General features: G+C 44.5%; 29 protein-coding genes and 1 pseudogene. 17 read left to right on the top strand and 13 right to left on the bottom strand.

Annotation, left to right across the window (positions count from 1 at the left end):
• Positions 1-5 precede the first annotated feature (5 nt).
• The 15 genes from KI350_RS19985 (at position 6) to rpsI (KI350_RS19915) (ending at position 8,840) form a co-directional block, all read left to right on the top strand.
• A complete protein-coding gene (locus KI350_RS19985) occupies positions 6-659 on the top strand; it encodes an adenylate kinase (protein WP_020449871.1) in 654 nt (217 codons plus the stop codon).
• Complete coding sequence (map, locus tag KI350_RS19980; protein ID WP_023855909.1) at positions 656-1,402, top strand: type I methionyl aminopeptidase; 747 nt, start codon at positions 656-658, stop codon at positions 1,400-1,402. The genes KI350_RS19985 and map overlap by 4 nt, the downstream gene beginning before the upstream one ends.
• Before the next feature lie 10 nt (positions 1,403-1,412).
• Positions 1,413-1,742 (top strand): KOW domain-containing RNA-binding protein, encoded by a 330-nt coding sequence (locus KI350_RS19975; protein ID WP_020449873.1) that lies wholly within the window; start codon positions 1,413-1,415, stop codon positions 1,740-1,742.
• The gene (infA, locus tag KI350_RS19970; RefSeq protein ID WP_003178377.1) at positions 1,720-1,938 is read left to right on the top strand and encodes a translation initiation factor IF-1; all 219 of its coding nucleotides are present in this window, start codon (positions 1,720-1,722) and stop codon (positions 1,936-1,938) included. Before KI350_RS19975 ends, infA begins: the two co-directional genes overlap by 23 nt.
• A gap of 33 nt (positions 1,939-1,971) precedes the next feature.
• Complete coding sequence (gene rpmJ / locus KI350_RS19965; RefSeq protein WP_003156543.1) at positions 1,972-2,085, top strand: 50S ribosomal protein L36; 114 nt, start codon at positions 1,972-1,974, stop codon at positions 2,083-2,085.
• A 22-nt stretch (positions 2,086-2,107) separates the two neighbouring features.
• Positions 2,108-2,473, top strand: coding sequence for a 30S ribosomal protein S13 (gene rpsM / locus KI350_RS19960; protein WP_003178378.1), 366 nt, complete (start codon positions 2,108-2,110; stop codon positions 2,471-2,473).
• A gap of 20 nt (positions 2,474-2,493) precedes the next feature.
• A complete protein-coding gene (gene rpsK / locus KI350_RS19955) occupies positions 2,494-2,889 on the top strand; it encodes a 30S ribosomal protein S11 (protein ID WP_020449874.1) in 396 nt (131 codons plus the stop codon).
• 174 nt (positions 2,890-3,063) lie between these two features.
• Entirely contained in the window at positions 3,064-4,008 is a 945-nt protein-coding gene (locus KI350_RS19950) for a DNA-directed RNA polymerase subunit alpha (protein WP_020449875.1), read from the top strand.
• Positions 4,009-4,085: 77 nt separating this feature from the next.
• The gene (rplQ, locus tag KI350_RS19945; RefSeq protein WP_020449876.1) at positions 4,086-4,448 is read left to right on the top strand and encodes a 50S ribosomal protein L17; all 363 of its coding nucleotides are present in this window, start codon (positions 4,086-4,088) and stop codon (positions 4,446-4,448) included.
• Positions 4,449-4,589: 141 nt separating this feature from the next.
• On the top strand, positions 4,590-5,435 hold the full coding sequence (locus KI350_RS19940; protein ID WP_026578982.1) for an energy-coupling factor ABC transporter ATP-binding protein: 846 nt from the start codon (positions 4,590-4,592) through the stop codon (positions 5,433-5,435).
• Positions 5,411-6,280 carry an energy-coupling factor ABC transporter ATP-binding protein gene (locus tag KI350_RS19935; RefSeq protein ID WP_020449878.1) on the top strand — a complete coding sequence of 290 codons (870 nt, stop codon included), beginning with the start codon at positions 5,411-5,413 and terminating at the stop codon, positions 6,278-6,280. The genes KI350_RS19940 and KI350_RS19935 overlap by 25 nt, the downstream gene beginning before the upstream one ends.
• Complete coding sequence (locus KI350_RS19930) at positions 6,277-7,074, top strand: energy-coupling factor transporter transmembrane component T family protein (RefSeq protein ID WP_075212742.1); 798 nt, start codon at positions 6,277-6,279, stop codon at positions 7,072-7,074. The genes KI350_RS19935 and KI350_RS19930 overlap by 4 nt, the downstream gene beginning before the upstream one ends.
• 10 nt (positions 7,075-7,084) lie before the next feature.
• Positions 7,085-7,828: a tRNA pseudouridine(38-40) synthase TruA gene (gene truA / locus KI350_RS19925; protein WP_106071186.1), complete on the top strand. Its 744-nt coding sequence runs from the start codon at positions 7,085-7,087 to the stop codon at positions 7,826-7,828.
• Positions 7,829-7,989: 161 nt separating this feature from the next.
• Positions 7,990-8,427, top strand: a complete 438-nt coding sequence (rplM, locus tag KI350_RS19920; protein ID WP_003178393.1) for a 50S ribosomal protein L13 — start codon at positions 7,990-7,992, stop codon at positions 8,425-8,427.
• A 20-nt stretch (positions 8,428-8,447) separates the two neighbouring features.
• Positions 8,448-8,840, top strand: coding sequence for a 30S ribosomal protein S9 (gene rpsI, locus KI350_RS19915; protein ID WP_023855904.1), 393 nt, complete (start codon positions 8,448-8,450; stop codon positions 8,838-8,840).
• Between the two features lie 101 nt (positions 8,841-8,941).
• Here rpsI (KI350_RS19915) and KI350_RS23270 read toward each other — a convergent pair whose 3' ends face one another.
• From KI350_RS23270 to KI350_RS19905, 3 genes are all read right to left on the bottom strand, one after another.
• Positions 8,942-9,154 (bottom strand): tyrosine-type recombinase/integrase, encoded by a 213-nt coding sequence (locus KI350_RS23270; protein ID WP_025810425.1) that lies wholly within the window; start codon positions 9,152-9,154, stop codon positions 8,942-8,944.
• A gap of 100 nt (positions 9,155-9,254) precedes the next feature.
• A complete protein-coding gene (locus KI350_RS23265; RefSeq protein WP_250635916.1) occupies positions 9,255-9,617 on the bottom strand; it encodes a site-specific integrase in 363 nt (120 codons plus the stop codon).
• 60 nt (positions 9,618-9,677) lie between these two features.
• Entirely contained in the window at positions 9,678-10,301 is a 624-nt protein-coding gene (locus KI350_RS19905) for a glycosyl hydrolase lipoprotein (protein ID WP_020449883.1), read from the bottom strand.
• A 1,225-nt stretch (positions 10,302-11,526) separates the two neighbouring features.
• On the opposite strand from KI350_RS19905, the gene KI350_RS19900 reads away from it, so the two are divergent.
• On the top strand, positions 11,527-11,679 hold the full coding sequence (locus KI350_RS19900) for a phage holin family protein (RefSeq protein ID WP_223254888.1): 153 nt from the start codon (positions 11,527-11,529) through the stop codon (positions 11,677-11,679).
• A gap of 83 nt (positions 11,680-11,762) precedes the next feature.
• Positions 11,763-11,828, top strand: a pseudogene (gene rpsI, locus KI350_RS19895) (30S ribosomal protein S9); the annotation flags it as partial.
• Positions 11,829-11,876: 48 nt separating this feature from the next.
• Here the strand turns inward: rpsI (KI350_RS19895) and KI350_RS19890 are convergent.
• The 10 genes from KI350_RS19890 to KI350_RS19845 all read right to left on the bottom strand — a co-directional run bounded on the left by KI350_RS19890 (position 11,877) and on the right by KI350_RS19845 (position 19,722).
• On the bottom strand, positions 11,877-12,335 hold the full coding sequence (locus tag KI350_RS19890) for a DinB family protein (protein WP_020449884.1): 459 nt from the start codon (positions 12,333-12,335) through the stop codon (positions 11,877-11,879).
• 540 nt (positions 12,336-12,875) lie between these two features.
• Positions 12,876-14,279, bottom strand: a complete 1,404-nt coding sequence (locus KI350_RS19885) for a S8 family peptidase (RefSeq protein WP_033155051.1) — start codon at positions 14,277-14,279, stop codon at positions 12,876-12,878.
• Positions 14,280-14,358: 79 nt separating this feature from the next.
• Positions 14,359-15,117 (bottom strand): ABC transporter permease, encoded by a 759-nt coding sequence (locus KI350_RS19880; RefSeq protein ID WP_020449886.1) that lies wholly within the window; start codon positions 15,115-15,117, stop codon positions 14,359-14,361.
• A gap of 1 nt (position 15,118) precedes the next feature.
• Positions 15,119-15,817: a hypothetical protein gene (locus KI350_RS19875; RefSeq protein ID WP_020449887.1), complete on the bottom strand. Its 699-nt coding sequence runs from the start codon at positions 15,815-15,817 to the stop codon at positions 15,119-15,121.
• Positions 15,814-16,719 (bottom strand): ABC transporter ATP-binding protein, encoded by a 906-nt coding sequence (locus KI350_RS19870; RefSeq protein ID WP_020449888.1) that lies wholly within the window; start codon positions 16,717-16,719, stop codon positions 15,814-15,816. The genes KI350_RS19875 and KI350_RS19870 overlap by 4 nt, the downstream gene beginning before the upstream one ends.
• A 24-nt stretch (positions 16,720-16,743) precedes the next feature.
• Positions 16,744-16,977: a helix-turn-helix transcriptional regulator gene (locus tag KI350_RS19865; RefSeq protein ID WP_020449889.1), complete on the bottom strand. Its 234-nt coding sequence runs from the start codon at positions 16,975-16,977 to the stop codon at positions 16,744-16,746.
• Between the two features lie 23 nt (positions 16,978-17,000).
• Positions 17,001-17,741, bottom strand: coding sequence for an ABC transporter permease (locus tag KI350_RS19860; RefSeq protein ID WP_020449890.1), 741 nt, complete (start codon positions 17,739-17,741; stop codon positions 17,001-17,003).
• 1 nt (position 17,742) lies between these two features.
• The gene (locus KI350_RS19855) at positions 17,743-18,450 is read right to left on the bottom strand and encodes an ABC transporter permease (protein WP_020449891.1); all 708 of its coding nucleotides are present in this window, start codon (positions 18,448-18,450) and stop codon (positions 17,743-17,745) included.
• Complete coding sequence (locus KI350_RS19850) at positions 18,447-19,367, bottom strand: ABC transporter ATP-binding protein (protein ID WP_020449892.1); 921 nt, start codon at positions 19,365-19,367, stop codon at positions 18,447-18,449. Before KI350_RS19850 ends, KI350_RS19855 begins: the two co-directional genes overlap by 4 nt.
• 52 nt (positions 19,368-19,419) lie before the next feature.
• Positions 19,420-19,722 (bottom strand): hypothetical protein, encoded by a 303-nt coding sequence (locus tag KI350_RS19845; RefSeq protein ID WP_020449893.1) that lies wholly within the window; start codon positions 19,720-19,722, stop codon positions 19,420-19,422.
• Between the last annotated feature and the right edge of the window lie 2 nt (positions 19,723-19,724).

The raw sequence follows: 19,724 nt of genomic DNA, 5'->3' as shown, positions 1-19,724 counted from the left end.
CCGAAATGAACTTAGTCTTAATGGGACTGCCTGGAGCCGGTAAAGGGACACAGGCTGAACGGATTGTTGAAGATTTTGGGATACCTCATATCTCAACAGGAGACATGTTCCGCGCTGCGATGAAAGAAGAAACGGATCTGGGACTCGAAGCCAAATCATACATTGATAAAGGTGAGCTTGTTCCGGATGAAGTGACAATTGGTATTGTCAGGGAGAGACTTGGCAAGAATGATTGTGACGGAGGTTTTCTTCTGGACGGATTTCCGAGAACAGTCGCTCAAGCTGAAGCACTTGAGGAAATTCTTAAAGGACTTGGCAAGTCGATTGACCATGTCATCAACATTCAAGTCGATAAAGATGCATTGATGGAACGTCTGACAGGACGCAGAATCTGCAGAAACTGCGGTGCAACTTATCATTTAGTCTTTAATCCGCCTGCGAAAGAAAATGTATGCGACAAGTGTGGAGGAGAGCTTTATCAGCGTGAAGACGATAATGAAGCTACTGTATCTACACGGTTAGAGGTCAACATGAAGCAAACCCAGCCTTTACTCGATTTCTATGCGGATAAAGGATATCTCGTAAACATTGACGGGCAGAAGCACATCAATGAAGTTTACGCTGATATAAAGGAGCTTCTCGGAGGCCTGGACAAATGATTATTTGTAAAACTCCCCGAGAAATCGAAATCATGCGGGAAGCCGGAAGAATTGTCGCTTTAACTCATCAGGAGCTGAAAAAGCACATTAAACCCGGTATCTCGACAAAAGAACTGGATCAAATTGCCGAACGTTTTATTACAAAGCAAGGTGCAATCCCGTCTTTTAAAGGGTATAATGGTTTTCGCGGGAGCATTTGCGTTTCGGTCAACGAAGAACTCGTGCACGGTATTCCGGGAAAACGGGTCCTTCGCGACGGAGACATCATCAGCATCGATATCGGTGCGAAGCTGAACGGTTATCATGGTGACTCTGCATGGACTTATCCAGTGGGTACGATTAGCGATGATGATCAAAAGCTGCTGGATGTGACAGAGGAGTCTTTATATAGAGGCTTGAAGGAAGCAAAACCGGGAGAACGTTTGTCGAATATTTCCCACGCAATTCAAACGTATGTCGAAAGCGAACAATTTTCAGTCGTCAGGGAATATGTAGGACACGGGGTAGGGCAGGATCTTCATGAGGATCCGCAAATTCCTCACTACGGTCCGCCGAACAAAGGCCCGCGTTTAAAGCCTGGCATGGTCCTGGCCATTGAGCCGATGGTCAATGCAGGCACACGCTATGTCAAAACATTGGCTGACAACTGGACGGTTGTAACTGTGGACGGGAAGAAGTGTGCTCACTTTGAACACACGATTGCCATAACGGAAGCCGGTTTTGAGATACTGACAAAAGCCTAGGTGAAATGAGATGTATCGGAAAACACCTGAAATTGGACAGTTCGTACGCATAGCAAAAGGCCGCGAAATGAACCAATACGCAGTTGTTATTGATATAGTCGATCATCATCATGTGCTGGTAGCAGACGGAGAAAAGCGTAAATTTCATTCTCCTAAGAAAAAGAATATCAATCATTTAACCTTTTATGATTGCGTATCTCCGGAAGTTCAGAACAGTATAAACGAAACAGGGCGTGTGACAAACGGAAAATTGAGATTTTCTCTTTTGAAATTTGTCAGAGAGCAAGTTACTGATTTGAAGAAGGGAGAACACTTGAATGGCGAAAGACGATGTAATTGAAGTGGAAGGTACTGTAGTCGAAACGCTGCCAAACGCAATGTTCAAAGTTGAACTTGAGAATGGTCATACGGTTTTGGCTCACGTATCTGGTAAAATCCGCATGCACTTCATTCGCATTTTACCTGGAGACAAAGTTACGGTAGAATTATCTCCATATGACTTAACTCGTGGTAGAATTACGTACCGTTACAAATAAAGCACTCCGGAAATTGAAGGAGGTTGGAAACACATGAAAGTGAGACCATCAGTTAAACCGATCTGTGAAAAATGTAAGGTCATTCGCAGAAAAGGAAAAGTAATGGTGATCTGTGAAAATCCAAAGCATAAACAAAAACAAGGATAATTTTTAAGGAGGTGCGAGAGAGATGGCTCGTATTGCTGGTGTAGATATCCCACGTGATAAACGTGTTGTTATTTCATTAACATACATCTTTGGAATCGGTCGTACAACGGCTCAGCAAATCTTAAAAGAAGCTGGAGTTTCTGAAGATACTCGCGTTCGTGATTTGACTGAAGAAGAACTTGGTAAAATCCGTGACGTGATTGACAAATTGAAAGTTGAAGGTGACCTTCGCCGTGAAGTGTCTCTTAACATCAAACGTCTGATCGAAATCGGAAGCTACCGCGGAATTCGTCATCGTCGCGGATTGCCTGTTCGCGGTCAAAATACTAAAAATAACGCGCGTACTCGTAAAGGTCCGCGTCGTACTGTAGCTAACAAGAAAAAATAAGCAAGGGAGGTAATTAAACAATGGCTGCTGCTCGTAAAACAAACACGCGTAAACGCCGCGTGAAAAAGAATATTGAATCTGGAATTGCTCATATCCGTTCAACTTTCAACAACACGATTGTTACTATCACAGATGTTCATGGTAATGCTCTTTCTTGGTCAAGCGCCGGATCTCTTGGATTTAAAGGTTCTAAAAAATCCACTCCGTTTGCTGCGCAAATGGCCGCTGAAACAGCTGCTAAAGGTTCTATCGAACATGGACTTAAAACTCTTGAAGTTACTGTAAAAGGACCTGGTTCTGGCCGTGAAGCTGCAATTCGTGCACTTCAAGCTGCTGGACTGGAAGTTACAGCAATCAGAGACGTAACGCCTGTTCCTCATAACGGATGCCGTCCGCCAAAACGTCGCCGCGTGTAATTTGTTTGTATAGATTTTGTGTCCCTGTCAATAATGGGTTATGATACAGTTAATTTATAAAACGAATGCACACTCGTTGCCTGAGCACATACGGGACTAAACAATGGGGAATTTCGGATAGAATCAGAGAAATTCTTTCCGGGGTTTCGACGTTTTGAAGGAGGGTTTTATGAAATGATCGAGATTGAAAAACCAAAAATCGAAACGGTTGAAATCAGCGACGATGCCAAGTATGGTAAATTTGTCGTAGAGCCACTTGAGCGTGGATATGGTACAACTTTGGGTAACTCCTTACGTCGTATCCTTTTATCCTCACTCCCTGGTGCCGCTGTAACATCGATCCAAATAGATGGTGTACTGCATGAATTCTCGACGATCGAAGGCGTCGTTGAAGATGTTACAACGATTATCTTAAACATTAAAAAACTTGCACTGAAAATCTACTCTGAAGAAGAGAAGACGCTTGAGATTGATGTACAGGGTGAAGGAGTTGTAACAGCTGCTGATATTACCCACGACAGTGATGTTGAGATTTTGAATCCTGATCTTCACATTGCGACTCTTGGCCAAAATGCGAGTTTTCGAGTTCGCTTAACCGCTCAAAGAGGTCGCGGGTATACACCAGCTGACTCGAATAAGAGAGACGATCAGCCAATTGGAGTCATCCCGATTGATTCCATCTTTACACCTGTTTCTCGTGTAACATATCAAGTTGAGAATACTCGTGTGGGTCAGATTACAAACTATGACAAACTTACGCTTGACGTATGGACAGATGGAAGCACTGGACCAAAAGAAGCAATTGCGCTTGGTTCAAAGATTTTGACTGAACACCTTAATATTTTTGTCGGTTTGACCGACGAAGCTCAGCATGCTGAAATCATGGTTGAAAAAGAAGAGGACCAAAAAGAAAAAGTTCTTGAAATGACTATTGAAGAGCTCGATCTTTCAGTCCGTTCTTACAACTGCTTGAAGCGTGCGGGAATCAATACAGTTCAAGAACTTGCGAACAAAACTGAAGAAGATATGATGAAAGTTCGCAACCTGGGTCGCAAGTCGCTTGAAGAAGTAAAAGCGAAACTTGAAGAACTTGGACTTGGCCTTCGCAAAGACGATTGACTAGTTTCCATGTGAACTAGGATTTTCGTGTGTTTTTTATTTCAGATCGAGTATTTCAATAAAGGAGGGGACACCACATGTCATACAGAAAACTAGGACGCACTAGTGCACAGCGTAAAGCAATGCTGCGTGATCTTACAACAGACTTGATCATCAACGAGAGAATCGAAACAACAGAAGCTCGCGCGAAAGAACTTCGCTCTGTTGTAGAAAAAATGATTACACTTGGCAAGCGCGGAGATTTACACGCACGCCGCCAAGCAGCTGCATACATCCGCAATGAGGTTGCAGATGCAGAGAAAGACCAAGATGCACTCCAAAAACTTTTCTCTGATGTAGCACCTCGTTATGAAGAGCGCCAAGGCGGATACACACGTATTATGAAGCTTGGTCCTCGCCGTGGTGACGGAGCACCAATGGCTATCATCGAATTGGTTTAATCACATATTTTGTGTGTCTAAAGAAGGGCGGGACAGTTTTTAACTGGATCTATGCCCTTTTTTTAGATACCGGGGAATTTTCTATGATAAAAGAATAGTCAGAAAAGCAGAGCTTTAGAGGTGAGGAGGCCGGACGGGCAAATGAATCAAGATCGATTAATAGCTGCAGAGGATATCACGTTTCGCTACCAGAAAGATGCGGACAGGCCTGCGCTTGATCATGTATCTTTCCATGTGTCGAAAGGAGAATGGCTTGCGATCGTAGGTCACAACGGCTCAGGGAAGTCGACGCTCGCCCGTGCTTTAAACGGACTGATCCTGCCTGACGAAGGATCGATTGATGTCGGCGGTATTCAGCTGACGGAAGAGACGGTCTGGGATGTCCGAAAAAAAATCGGCATGGTGTTTCAAAATCCGGATAACCAATTTGTCGGGACAACCGTCCGCGATGATGTGGCTTTTGGTTTAGAAAACAACGGAGTTCCAAGAGAAGACATGGTGGAAAGGGTGGATTGGGCCGTTCAACAGGTGAACATGCAAGAATTTCTCGATCAAGAGCCGCACCATCTCTCTGGAGGGCAAAAGCAGCGTGTTGCGATTGCGGGAGTGCTTGCCGCCCGTCCTGACATCATGATTCTCGACGAGGCGACTTCCATGCTCGACCCGATGGGACGGGAAGAAGTGCTGGATACGGTCAGAAGGCTGAAAGACCAGGGAATGGTTACGGTCATTTCGATTACACATGACTTAAACGAAGCTGCTAAGGCCGACCGGATCATCGTCATGAACGGCGGAAGAAAATTTGCCGAAGGCACGCCGCAGGAAGTCTTTCGTCTGAATCAAGACCTGATAAAAATCGGGCTTGATTTGCCTTTTTCTTTTCAGCTCAGCCAAATGCTGAAGGAAAGCGGTCTGGCTTTGAAAGGCGATCATCTGACACAAGAAGGATTGGTGAATGAGCTATGGACATTGAAATCAAAGATGTAGAGCACCGATACCAGATGAAAACGCCTTTTGAACGCCTTGCGATCTATGATGTCAACGCCGTGATTAAAGAAGGAAGCTATGTTGCTGTGATCGGCCATACAGGATCGGGAAAATCGACGTTGCTTCAGCACCTGAACGGGCTTTTAAAACCGACAAAAGGACAGATACGCCTCGGCGGGGACGTTCTCGAAGCAGGCAAAAAGAATAAACACTTAAAAGCTTTGCGGAAAAAGGTCGGGATTGTCTTTCAGTTTCCTGAACATCAGCTGTTTGAAGAAACAATTTTAAAGGACATTTCATTCGGCCCGATCAATTTCGGCATGAGCCGGGAGAAGGCGGAAGAAAAGGCGAGGGAAATGCTGAAGCTTGTAGGTTTGGATGAGGAGCTGTCCGACAGGTCCCCGTTTGAACTAAGCGGCGGGCAAATGCGCCGCGTGGCCATTGCGGGAGTGCTGGCGATGGAGCCGGAGGTTCTCGTCCTCGATGAACCGACGGCAGGGCTCGACCCAAGAGGCCGCAAAGAGATCATGGACATGTTCTACAGCCTCCATAAGCAGAGGAATCTGACGACGATTCTCGTCACCCACAGTATGGAAGATGCGGCGGCGTATGCAGATGAACTGATTGTGATGCATAAAGGCACGGTCAAAGCAAAAGGGACGCCGCGGGAGCTTTTTTCAAGAAAAGACGATATCGCTGCCTTTGGGCTTGATTTGCCGGAAACGATTAAATTCCAAAAACGTCTTGAAGAAACGCTGGGCATTACGTTCAAAGCGCCGATCTTGACGATTGAAGAAGCAGCCTCCGAAATTAAAGCTCTTTTTCAGGAGGAAAATGCCCTATGATGGACAATATCATTATCGGCAAATATGTACCCGGGACATCGATCATTCACCGGCTTGATCCGCGTACAAAGCTGTTAACCATTTTCCTTTTTGTCTTTATCGTTTTTTTCGCGAATAATACGGAAACATATGCACTGCTCGGCCTGTTTACGGTCGCAGCCGCAGCTTTGTCGGGCGTTCCGGTGCGATTCCTTTTAAAAGGGATGAAGCCCGTGTTCTGGATTGTGCTGTTTACGTTTCTGCTTCATATTTTTATGACAAGGGAAGGGCCGCTTCTCGCCGATCTCGGCTTGTTTAAAATTTATGGGCAGGGGCTTGTTCAAGGGATTTTTATTTCGCTGCGCTTTGTTTACCTCATCATGATCACAACGATTTTAACATTGACGACGACTCCAATCGAAGTGACCGATGGTTTGGAGCATTTGCTCGGTCCGTTTAAAAAATTAAAGCTTCCCGTTCATGAACTCGCTCTCATGATGTCCATCTCCCTCAGATTTATACCGACTCTGCTCGAAGAGACGGATAAGATCATGAAAGCGCAAATGGCAAGAGGCGTTGATTTTACGAACGGCCCGGTCAAAGAACGTGTCAAAGCGATCGTTCCTCTTCTTGTTCCGCTGTTTGTCAGTGCCTTTAAAAGAGCCGAAGAGCTTGCAACTGCGATGGAGGCGCGAGGATACAGGGGAGGGGAAGGCCGTACAAAATACAGGCAGCTGACGTGGAAATGGAAGGATACTTCCGTGCTCCTCATTTTAGCTGGTCTTGGCGTATTGCTAATTTTATTGCGGACTTAGGTGATAGACGATGAGAATGAAGTGTACGATTTCATATGACGGACACCTTTTTTACGGCTACCAAGTGCAGCCTGGTCAAAGAACGGTGCAGGATGAGCTTGAAAAAGCGCTGCAAACGCTCCATAAAGCGAAGGAGCGTATTCCTGTCGTTTCATCCGGGCGCACCGACAGCGGCGTTCACGCGGTCGGACAGACGATTCATTTTGACAGTCCGCTATCCATCCCTGAGGCGAAATGGCCGTATGCTTTGAATGCCCTGCTGCCTGATGATATATCGGTCCACAATGCGGAAGCTGTGGATGATCAATTTCATGCGAGGTTTTCTGCAAAAAGAAAAGAATACCGGTATATGATTTACAGGGGCAGACATCCGGACGTTTTTAAACGCCACTATGCATACCATGTTCCGTATGACCTTGATATGGAAAAAGTCCAAGAAGCCTCCCGCTTTCTGGTTGGAACCCATGATTTCACAAGCTTTTGTGCAATCAAAACCGAAGTGAAGGACAAAGTTAGAACGGTCTATGAACTCGAATGGTCTGACACAGGGGACGGACTGCAGATGAGGATTGTGGGCAGCGGATTTTTGTATAACATGGTTAGAATCATTGCCGGCACGCTTCTTGATGTAGGAACCGGAAAATTTTCCCCTGGAGACATTGAAAAGATGATTCTTGCCAGAAGCCGCGATGCCGCAGGGCGCACTGCACCGGCGCACGGCTTGTATTTATGGCGTGTTATCTATGACAACTAAACCAGGTGTAACATTTTCTTGACAGAGAGTACAGAAAGTTATAAGATATCATATGGTATGTATTTCAACCCCACGATAAGCCCCGGAAACTTATTGTGTTTTGAAATAGAACGTAATTGAAGTTTATTGAAAATGGCAGATTTATTTAGGAGGGAAATTTAATGCGTACAACACCTATGGCTAACGCAAGTAATATTGAACGCAAGTGGTTAGTTGTTGATGCTGCTGGCAAGACGCTAGGACGTCTTTCTACAGAAGTTGCATCTATCCTTCGCGGAAAACATAAACCAACTTACACACCACACGTTGACACTGGAGATCATGTGATCATCATCAACGCTGAAAAAATCGAGTTAACTGGTAAAAAGTTAACGGACAAAATCTACTACCGTCACACTCAACATCCAGGCGGTTTAAAATCAAGAACTGCTCTTGAAATGCGTACAAACTACCCTGAGAAAATGCTTGAACTTGCGATCAAAGGCATGCTTCCAAAAGGTTCTCTAGGTCGTCAAATGTTCAAAAAATTGAACGTATACCGTGGTTCTGAGCATCCACACCAAGCACAAAAACCTGAAGTTTACGAACTTCGCGGTTAATTAAAAAGGAGGTTACCAATTTGGCACAGGTTCAATATTACGGTACTGGCCGTCGTAAAAGCTCTGTAGCGCGTGTGCGTTTAGTTCCAGGAGAAGGCCGTATCATCGTGAATAATCGTGAAATCAGCGAGCACATCCCATCTGCAGCTCTAATCGAAGATATCAAACAACCATTAAATTTGACTGAAACAGCTGGTACTTATGACGTTTTAGTAAACGTTCATGGAGGCGGCTTATCCGGTCAATCCGGAGCAATCCGTCACGGTATCGCCCGCGCTTTGCTTGAAGCAGATCCGGAATACCGTTCAACTCTAAAACGTGCCGGTCTACTGACTCGTGACGCACGTATGAAAGAACGTAAAAAATACGGACTTAAAGGCGCACGCCGTGCACCTCAGTTCTCAAAACGTTAATATACCAACGTTCAAGCCCTCATCCGGTTACTCGGAAGAGGGCTTGTTTTTTGCTTTAAAATGATTTTTGACCACATTTTGACCACGTTTAAATGAATTTCTCATAATTCCATGTACTTTTTAAATGTTTCGGCCGTTTTTTCTTTTGCGGTTTTCGTGACATGTGTATAGATGTTCATAGTCGTTTGAATTTCTTTGTGACCTAAACGGGCTTGTACTTCTTTAATGGATGCGCCTGCTTCAAAAAGGATCGATGCGTGAGAATGTCTAAAACCGTGAATCGTGATTCTGTGAAGCTTATTTTTAGCGATCATACGGTTTAAGAGGGAAAAGCCTTAGAGGGCGCATATCGCCCCGTATAAGCGCGTATTTAGCTTCTGAGGTGATCCCATTAGATAAGAGTATTTCTTTTTGCTACGTACGCCATTTTGTAAGTATTTGGGCCGTATGATAATCAATCGTAATAATTCGCTTAGAATGATATTTTTTTGTTGTTTGGATGACTTCTTTACCGTCTTCAAAAAACATTGTTTGTTTGATGTTTATTGTTTTCTCTTTTAAGTCAACGTCCCTCCATTCCAAGGCAAGAAGTTCCCCTTTACGCATACCGGTAAAAATAAGAACATAAAACATAACATAATCTTGTTGTTCAAGTTGCGAATGCGCTTTTTCGAGAAAGGTTTTGATTTCGTCCTTTTCCCAAAAGTTCCGTTTCTCTTCTTCCTGCGGTAAAAACCAATATGAACGCCTCCTATGCTCAATTAGTAAATTGCACAAGTTGAAAAGAACGTTTGTTCTGTTTTTGGTGTTAAAGAAAAGCCCTAAAAAGGGCATTTCTTAATTATTGACTTCGATTGTGTGCTTGATGTCTTTTCCAAGAGGCTCGAAATTGTTATCTGTTGGAGCATCAACACGCAGTTCAATGGATTTCAAATCCTTAACAGATGACTTTTTTAAGATATATACATTATGCCCCTCGTTTTTAACTTTGCCTAAGTATTCACCCTCGATGTGTTCAGACAATAACATTTCAGGTTCCAGCTGCTCTTTAGTGTTTGTGACGATTGTGGCTTGTCCTAAATAGAAGTTAACATCTTTTTCTGATGTGTTTTCGCCAGATAGTTCAATTGTGACAGCATTCACTTTCTCACCTACTTTGACACCGAGCAGATCAGCAGTTTCTTCGTTTTTTGGCTCCATTTCTTTCAATTGTACAGCTTTGATTTCGTATTTAATAGGACCTGTAGTTCCGTTTATATTTAGTTTTTTATTAGTATAGACATTTTTCCCTTTGAGGTTTTCGTCTTCCTGTACATCTTCTTTTTTGTTGTCAGTGTCTTTATTTTCGCTTGCTGATGATTCTTTTTTGGTATCATCTTTTTTTGCGGTGTCTTTAGAACCGCACGCCCCTAAAATAATCCCTAAACAGAGCGCAAGGGATAAAATTAAAAATTTCTTCAAGTAAAGCCCCCCAGTTCATTTATATGGTATATCTTTTATCATAGGACAAAACTCCCGCAAATTCAACGGAACAATACCAATTTTGTAAAAAGTTACGTCTGTGATTAATCAGATTTCTTTTTCCCGCCTTCTTTCAGTTGCGCCGTCATGATTTCAAGAGCAGCATCTAAATCTCCTGTGTAAATTCTCCATCAAGGGTGGCAAGGAATGTTTTTGCATTAGATAATCCAAAAGGGGAATTTATAGTAAAAAACGGCAGTCATTTCGAAATGGATACAACGGGGCACACTTGGATCGATTCAACAGGAGTTATATCGATCAGCAGTGGCGAAAGGGTTTCGCTAGGATCAACTGTTCACTTGCCTGCTAAAACTATGTTAGGCGGAAGAGATACCTCAAGCCAATACGAGCAAGCAAGAACTTACAGAGATATATGGCGGATTACAGTATAACCGAATGATTCCGCTGATTATGTAGATGTTCATCTAGGCTCGGATTCTGCCGCCTACGGTTCCACGCAATACTTTTTTCAAGATGAAAACGCCAAAAAAGCTGAAAATATTTTTGCTGTTTTCGCCCAACCATACGGGGGCTATTCTAATGCTTGTACGGCAGGCGTTGAGGCCATGTCTAGCACAGGATTTAAGTGTATGTGCGAGGAACTGGAACATTAACAGGGGGCAGCGATAAGATTATGCGAGTGCTAGTCTGTATGTTTTACGAAGTACCGTAAAAAAAGTGAGGTTTTAAAATGGCTATCGATTATAAAGGTTATTCCTATCACAAATATATGGACGGGGTCGAAATCACCGAAACCGATACGGGGATCATTATAAGCGAATTTTCCTGATCGACGGTGACACAAAACATCATTTTGACGCCGTTTCTATCAGTTTAAATAGAGACGATGAATTCCCGATCTTGTATGAATTGTTCATCGTGAAAGACGCGGAAACCGGAAGCATGAAATACCATCTTGATAAAACATATCTTGAATAGCTGATTGTAAAGCCTTTCTCCAAAGAGAAAGACAGATCAGTCAGAACTTAGAACAGGAAAACGAAAAGCTCAAAAAAGAGCTTCAAGAAGAGCGGATCGGAAATTCACAGGCGGAAGATGAAGTGATAGAAATGAATCAAATCGAAGTAAATAAAGAATATCACGAAAAAAGAGCAGAAGCGGCGAGATAAGCGGCTTTTTTATTTTGTATAAAGGAGTCCATACAATGGATACATTTTATAAAGGTGTCATTGCTGTTGCGGGTGAAATTGCCGGATTTCTTTTTGGAGGTTGGAGCGTGCTGCTTACTATTTTGTCTGTACTTGTGATTGATTATGCAAGCGGTCTGATGGCTGCCGGAATAAACGGAGAAAAGTAAAGTCGGATATATCGGCATTACTCGTAAAGTGTTTATTTTTGTGATCGTTGGGGTTATGGCGAATTTCGGTGGATTTTCGGGACATGAAAGAACGTAAAAAATACGGACTTAAAGGCGCACGCCGTGCACCTCAGTTCTCAAAACGTTAATTTCTGGCGTTTCAAAGGCTCTCAAGACTTTTGTCTTGGGGGTCTTTTTTATTGCTGCCGTCCTACATATGAAGCGGATACCGGAACACGGTTCATCTCCCGCGCCCAGACGGATATTTGTCCGATGTGATGAATTTCATGGGCGATCAAATGCTTTAAAATGTCACTTTGTGTATAGGTATCTTCTGACCAAGACGTTTTGACAGGCTTTTGTTCGGCTGCGCTGGAAAAATGAAAAACCACGCTCTCAACTTCGGGACGATACGCTTCAGAAAACCTGATAATGTGCTGAATCGACGGGTAGTCGGAAAACTCGGGAGTGAAGTCCGGCTTGTCTAAAATGGCATACATCCAGCTCACCTCAACATCGACAATATGAAACAAGTTTTTCAAAATGCTTTCCATACCGCCTGAATGCCTTTTTTCGAGTTCCTCTTGTAACTGATGCAAGCACCATTCAAACCCTTCATTGCGAACCTGCCAATTATATTGAAACAATCCATTCATTGCCTCACATCTCTTTATCTGTTCGGACTTTTCCTTCTCCTGAAAATCGGGCTTCAAACTGCATAAAAGGAAACTGATCAATTGAATTTTCCGGCGTTTATTTTTCATTTTTACTTGAAGCAGATCCGGAATACCGTTCAATTCTAAAACGCGCTCTACTTCTGACTCGCGATGCGAATAAGAACGTACCCGTGCACCTCAGTTTTAAAAACGTAAATATAGCATGTTACATGCTCTCAAATCATTTGATTGGAGGCCACGACGATTGTATAAGATAAGCAGACATAGAAAAGCCTTTAAAAGACGGTTCTCAGCCTTCTGAAAATGTTTTGATTGTGCCTTGGTCCTTTGACCTCTTAGCGGAGCTGTAAACGTTTATTGAGGCTGTTGAGGAGAGGGAGGGCAGCGAGAGGGTATAGCCCCCCGGATGATGTGTGAAAACGGGCTTAAAATAATGGTCCAGCTATAAAAAAAGCAAAAGAACCAATGAGTTCTTTTGCTTTTTCAAAGGGAAGGGGGAAACTTTTTAGTTTCGCACACTCAATCAGTCAATGCTCGATAGACATTTAATACTCCCGCACCGGTGTCTATTTTGTCAGCGTTCCGATCAGCATTTTTTAACAGGATTTTAACAGCCTTGTCTGGTTTGTCATGCAATTGTTTCTGATCAATCAGAAGGGCCAGAGCGCCGGATACTTTTGGGGCCGCGATCGAAGTGCCTATTGAGAATGTATAGGTTACTCCGGGAGCTGCACCGAGAATGTATTCCTGCCTGAACAGTCCTTCTCCGTAATATCGATCCTCGCCCACTTCATTTAAAAGACGGAGATCGCCTCCATCGGCTGCAATGTCGACGACATTTTTTCCATAATTGGAAAAGACGGATCTCATTCCGCTTGGACCTATTGAGGAAACGGTGACGACATTCGGCAATTGGGCCGGAATCAAAATGACTTTGCCGTCTGCCGATAAGTCCTCCTGTTTGGTACTTCGCCAATATTCAAATACGGCATTTTTGTCTTTCAAGTCAAGGCCTTCATTTCCAATTGAGGCTACAACGGCACTGCCCTTTTTATGGGCAAATGAGACTGCTTTTTTAAAAGCTTTAATTTCAGCCAGATCATTCGTATCAGGCATTTGTTTGTTCTTCCGATTTTGTTTTACAAGAAATGTACCGAAGCTGACGTTGATAATATCGACATCATCGATCGCCGCTTGGATGATCGCATCAATAATCCAGACTGTGTCAGCGCTTTTCCCGCCGAATACTCTGTAAGATCTGATTCCTGTTTCTGGAGCGATCCCTTTCATCAATCCATTTGCCGCAATTTGACCGGCTACAAATGTTCCGTGTCCCAGGTAATCTGTGCTGTCGTTTATGTCACCCTTTTCATATGGTTCCTGTCCTCTCAGTCCCCCTTTAGGCACAAAGTTTCGGACGGAGAGGATGTTTTCTTTCAAATCTGGATGGTTCATGTCAATTCCGGAATCAATGATACCCACGATTGTGTTTTTGCTTCCTTCGGTGATTTGATAAGTCTGTCCATTATTAGTCGCTTTTCTCATATCCCATTGGAAGTCGTCCCATAGAGTAGGGGTGCCCCCAAATATCGTCGCCTCCGCCGGAGCAGTGTTATGCAGTGAGGCAGGCTGCATGGCTACAGATTGGTTATGGCTGTTTATATAGTTTATTTCAGCCGCCAATTCTTGAACCTCTTTTTGTCTGCCTTCTATCTGATAAAGCCCGATTTCTTCGACTGAGTATACAAGTTTTATGTTTCGTTCATTAAGTGTCTTCACCCAATCATCGTGATGGGCTGGGCTCTCTAGGTAAATCGTATATCTATCAAGTTGACTGTCATTAGCGGAAGCCTGCCCGGGCAGGGCAAAGATGATCACGACGAGCAGGCACAATAATAATATGTGAATTCGTTTTATGTTCATGATTTTTCCTCCCAGCCTACCATACATGTTGAATTCGCCGAGAAGTTAGTAGTTTTTATTGGCTTTTAGTATCAGGCTATCATGAATAAAAGGTTCTGTTATTCAACTTTTTAATGCTGAGCAGCGAGAAGAGCGCGGTCATCGCGACGCAGACGATAAAAAATACTGCCAGCCTGTCGGTGCCGGCATATACATTTGTCATCCCATAGAGCGGCAGTGCCCATGGATAAAGGACTGGTATCAACGAGTCCGTATTGTTCGAAAAGGCTAAGAAGGAGGGAAAACTTAAGAATATGCTGATCATCAGGGCCGTCCGAGCGGATTTCATTCGTAGATAAAAATAGAACAGGAGCGTTCCGAGACTGGTTGCCCCGGCCGTTCCAAGGATTACGGCCGATAAGTAAGTGCCTATTGGGATTTGGTCCGTATATCCAGAAGCATAGCCAAGGACAATCTGCAAACCGAACATCAGCAATTGTGCGGACAGAATGATGATTACGGTCCAAGCCATCTTGCTTAAAAAGAACACTGTTCCCTTTGCAGGAATCATCAGCAAATGCTCCCAATTGTTTGCTTGTTTTTCATATTTGGACATTGTGCCCGTAATCAGGGAGATGATAATCGGAAAGAAGACCGTACCATAAAACATCTGGGTCATCATCATAAGAATCTGCCAAGAATTCGCCTCATTGTAAACGTACTTTCCAATCATGATTTTTGTATGAATAATCCATCCGTAGATGACAGGCAGGACAACTAGGATAATGATCATCAGCCAGATTTTCATTTTTCTAATTTTGATCCATTCTGCCGAAAACGCCTGCTGAAAGCTTGCCATTTCACTCACCTCCGGAAGAAAAGGTTTTTTGGTAAAAAATCAGTAAAGATAACATACCGTACCCCAGTGTCGACACCAGCATGAGAACTGGTAATAAGCTGTTTGCCTGTGTTCCGGCCCGCAACAGTTCAGCAAGCGGACCCCATGGGAGCCACCAATAAGGCAGCACAGCATGAAAGAGGAAAACCGCCATCCCGATGCTGACGGAAATATACGGATTTTCAACCACGACTGTCGCAGACGTCTGAAAGACAACAAAAGGAAGTGCAAACAGAAATGCCGTGTAGAGCAATGGTTCAGGGAATGTCCCTCCGAATATGAAGCCTAGTCCGCCCATCAGCAGCCACAGGATCAAACCGAATAGCTGGACAAGTAAGGTGGCTAGAATAACTTTTACAAAAAAATGCTTCCACTTTGCATGCGGAGTGGAAAGGAGAACGGGCCACATTCCCGATTTGTGCTCAACCCCGCTCACTAACAAGGTGAACATCATCACCACAAAGATGATGAGATAGCTCCAAGTCAAGGTGCAAAGCTCATAAAGGACGCGGAAGGCCTGTTCCGCGGTTCGCCCGTTTTTTGTCAAATAGAGCATCATTGTCCAACAGGCCGCAAAAATCAGGAGCGGTCCGGAACATAATGGCAGCAGGAGGGCTGCGGGCCTTTGTTTCCGCCACTCGGCTGCAAAAACGCTTTTCATACAGACACCTCGGAGGAACGGATTAGCTGTAGATAGGCTTCTTCCAGCGTCCCTGGAGATTCGTTTATATGAAAATCGGTTATTTCATTTTCAATCAAAATGCCTTCTATTTTGTCTTTTACTGCTCCAGAAACTTGCACTTGCTCAGCCCGGTCAACGCGGGTCTCTAAGCCATGTTCGTGCAGAATATCGATGATTTTTCCGCTTTCAGTTGAGCGGATGATGTAACCAGATTTTTGATCGGAGAGCAATGTCGCCATTTCTCCTTGAAACAGAAGGTTTCCATGGTAAATGACACCTATCCGATTTGCCATTTGCTCGACCTCTCCAAGAAGATGGCTCGATACAAGAACGGTGGCACCTTCTTTTTTCGGCAGTTCGCGGATTAGCTCCCGTATTTCATGGATTCCCTCAGGATCCAATCCGTTTGTCGGCTCATCGAGCAGCAGGAGCCTGGGGTTGTGAAGAATCGCGCTGGCAATGCCTAGCCGCTGCTTCATGCCGAGTGAATATGACTTTACTTTTTTAGATCCGACGCGGTGCAGACCGACTCTTTCAAGCGCCCAGTCGATAGCCCTGTTGTCTGAGATTCCGCGCAGGGTGGCCAGTATACGTAAATTATCGCGTCCGTCCAGATGTTCATAGTAGGAGGGCTTTTCAATCAGGGCGCCCGTCTTGGCTAGAATTGAAATCCGGTTATCAGGCATTCTATTTCCAAACATAAGAATCTCACCGGAATCGGGGCGGATCAAGCCCATCAACATCCGCATCATCGTTGTTTTTCCTGAGCCATTAGGTCCGAGGAATCCGTATACTTCTCCTTCCGGAACCAGCAAACCGGCATCTTTCACGACATCGATGCGGTTGTATGTTTTCGTCACGCCTTTCGTTTCGATGATCAAGAATCGTCGCTCCTTTCTATTTCGTTACACATCTTCTTTATTGTATTCAAATACATCATCGATCGAACAGCCGAACGCATGTGCAATTTCAAATGCGAGCGTGAGGGAAGGGGTGTATTTCATTTTTTCAATTGAGATGATTGTTTGCCTGCTCACACCCGCCCGTTCCGCTAATTGCTGCTGGGTCATCTTGGTGCGCGCCCGCCATTCCGGAAGCCGGTTCGTCAGTTTTTTTTTCTGTTTGTTTTCTGCATTCATACCTGTCCCCCATTGATCAATTTCTATGTCCATTCCTTTTTGTGAAAATATAAAGCACCGCCGCCGATGAATGCAACGAAGCTGACAATCAGCGTCGGATAAAAAGCTGATTCATTCGCCAAAAAGCCAGCATCTCCGCCCATTGCAGCTGAAAAAGCCTGTGTCATGCTGAGCATTGGATGAGACCAAGGATAAAGAGGTCCCAACAGCTCCGAGTTGGCAATGAGGATAGCCGGCAATGTCAGCATTACATTGACGGTGCTTGGACCGGCAAAGCTTTTAAAATAGGTCGCAAGCCAAAACTGAAGGGCGGCAAGCGGAAGGCACGACAGCCATCCCATAAGGCAGCTCATGACCAGGCTGTACCAGGGGAACGGAGAGCCGAATCCTTGAACGCTTCCCACAAACCAGATGCCGATCAGGAAAAACAGCTGCGTGAATAGCAGCAAGATCATGATGATGACATATTTGGCAGCGTACACTTGAACCCTGCTCACCGGCAGGGTCAACAGCTGCTTCCATCCGCCGTGGGCATGCTCGTTACTGCACAGTAGAGCGGCAAGTACACCTGTCAACAATGGCAAAAACAGCGCACTGTGCGTAAGGATCATTTGTGTGCTCAGTGCAAGCCATTTGCTCGAGCCAATGCTGAAGAGCGGGAAAAAACCGATGACAGCGGAAAGGGCTGGACTGGCGAGCACGATAAACCAGATTTTTGAATTTTTTAGTTTCAGCCACTCGGAGTTCAATAGTTGATAGAACATACTATGCGACATCCTTTCGTGATAGGGATAACAAGGCAAATAAATAGATGAGCAGTCCCACGGCCAATCCCTTTATGACTGAGAGGGTGCTTTGCCCTATACCATCTATTAACAATGGCCATTTCCATGGCATCCACTCAGGCAGTCCGTGAGCATACATGATAAACACTGCACTTGCGATGCCGATTGTCAAAGCGATTCCTTGATTGGAATATTTCACCGAGAGCCAAAACTGTAAAAAAACGAAAGGTAGTGCTGCAAATAATGTATAAAAGCTCATCATCAACGCATCCCCGAGCGGAAATGTCTCCGAAAATCCAAGCAGTCTGCCGAGCACATATGTGCCCGCAGGAAGTATAGCTGTCGAGATCAGCATCATGGTGATAATGATGATAATCTTGGACTGGTACACTTTCCATTGTTTAACGGGGAGGGAAAAGAGTTTCTTCCACATATTTGCATGATGTTCCATTCCCGCGAGCAGCGAGTTGATCATCGTTGTTCCGAGAAGGAGGGAAGGCGGCCAGTAGGCATGGATGTTTTCAAGCAGGAACAGCCATTTATCCGGGTTCCGCGACATGAGGTAATCAAAGCGGAGCGCATAATTGGCCCCTTGCATCGCGACGACTCCGAGTGGGCCGAAAATGACGATTACCCATGTCAGTTTTCTGATCTTCAGAATTTCAGATTTCAACAATTCAGAGATCACAGTGTTTCTCCCCCTTTAGTCATGTCGAGGAAGATATCTTCAAGTGATTTCGATTCGTCGTAAATTCGGAAGATGTCAATCTCATTTTCAAAGAGTTTTCTGGCGAGCCGGGAAATTTCCATATCAGTCCTGTCCTCAATCATCAGGCCGCGCTGTGTTTTAACCGCCTCTACGCCCTCACGCGAGAAAATGTCTAACGCCCCGTCCGTGTCACTTGTCGAAAATACAATCTTTGTATCGGCCTTCGAACGGAGCTCTCCGATCGCGTCTTGAAAGAGCATTTCTCCGTTGGCGATGATTCCTACCTGGGTGGCTACTTGTTCAATTTCAGAAAGCAAATGCGAGGAGATCATGACGGTAATGCCGTAATCGGACGGCAGTCTGAGGATGAGCTCGCGTATTTCAAGGATTCCCGCCGGATCCAATCCGTTTGTTGGTTCATCGAGAATGACGAGTTTCGGATATCCGAGCAGCGCTGCAGCTATGCCTAAGCGCTGCTTCATGCCGAGCGAATATTCTCCCGCTTTCTTGTCCGCCATTTTCGTCAATCTGACCATCTCAAGCACATCGTCAATATTAGACTTCGGAACATTCAGTATCTTCCGGATTGCCTCCAGATTCTCCTCGCCTGTGAGATGAGGATAATATGACGGCGATTCCACAAGTGAACCGACGTTTCGCAGAATGTCAAGCCGATTGCTTTTCAAGTCCTTCCCGAAGATTCTCGTTTCGCCTTTTGTCGGGTTGATGAGTCCGAGCAGCATGCGAATCGTCGTCGTTTTTCCTGCACCGTTTGGACCGAGGAAGCCATAAATTTCTCCCTCTTGAATGCACAAATTCACGTTTTTCACAACATCTGTTTTACGGTATGTTTTGGTTAATTGTCTCGTTTCCAGAATATATTGATGTTCATCCATTTTTTCATCCCCTTGATCGCATTTTTCCTTGTTTTATTCGTCAAATGTGGAATCAGTACTTTCTTTTCAAAATGAACAGATAGATAGTACCGAAAATTACGCTTAGTGCAAACATTAATGACGTTATTTTTTGATACATTAGTCCACTGATGTCATGGCCGAATCCGAAGAAAATACTCAGTGCGATAAGCGCTGCAAGCACATAAAACATAGATGAGTAGACTCTTAGGAAAATTGCTTCTGACCGTTCATCCCTGCCCATACGCCTCGATACTATCCAGATAATTGCCAGGCAGGCGAGGATCACCACTCCTCCAATACTATTTCCGTATACCGCAATCTGTTCGATATTCATGG

The organism is Bacillus sp. J41TS8, assembly GCF_018333035.1.
Classification (GTDB): Bacteria; Bacillota; Bacilli; order Bacillales; family Bacillaceae; genus Bacillus; species Bacillus paralicheniformis.
This window is presented reverse-complemented; position numbering and strand designations above follow the sequence as displayed.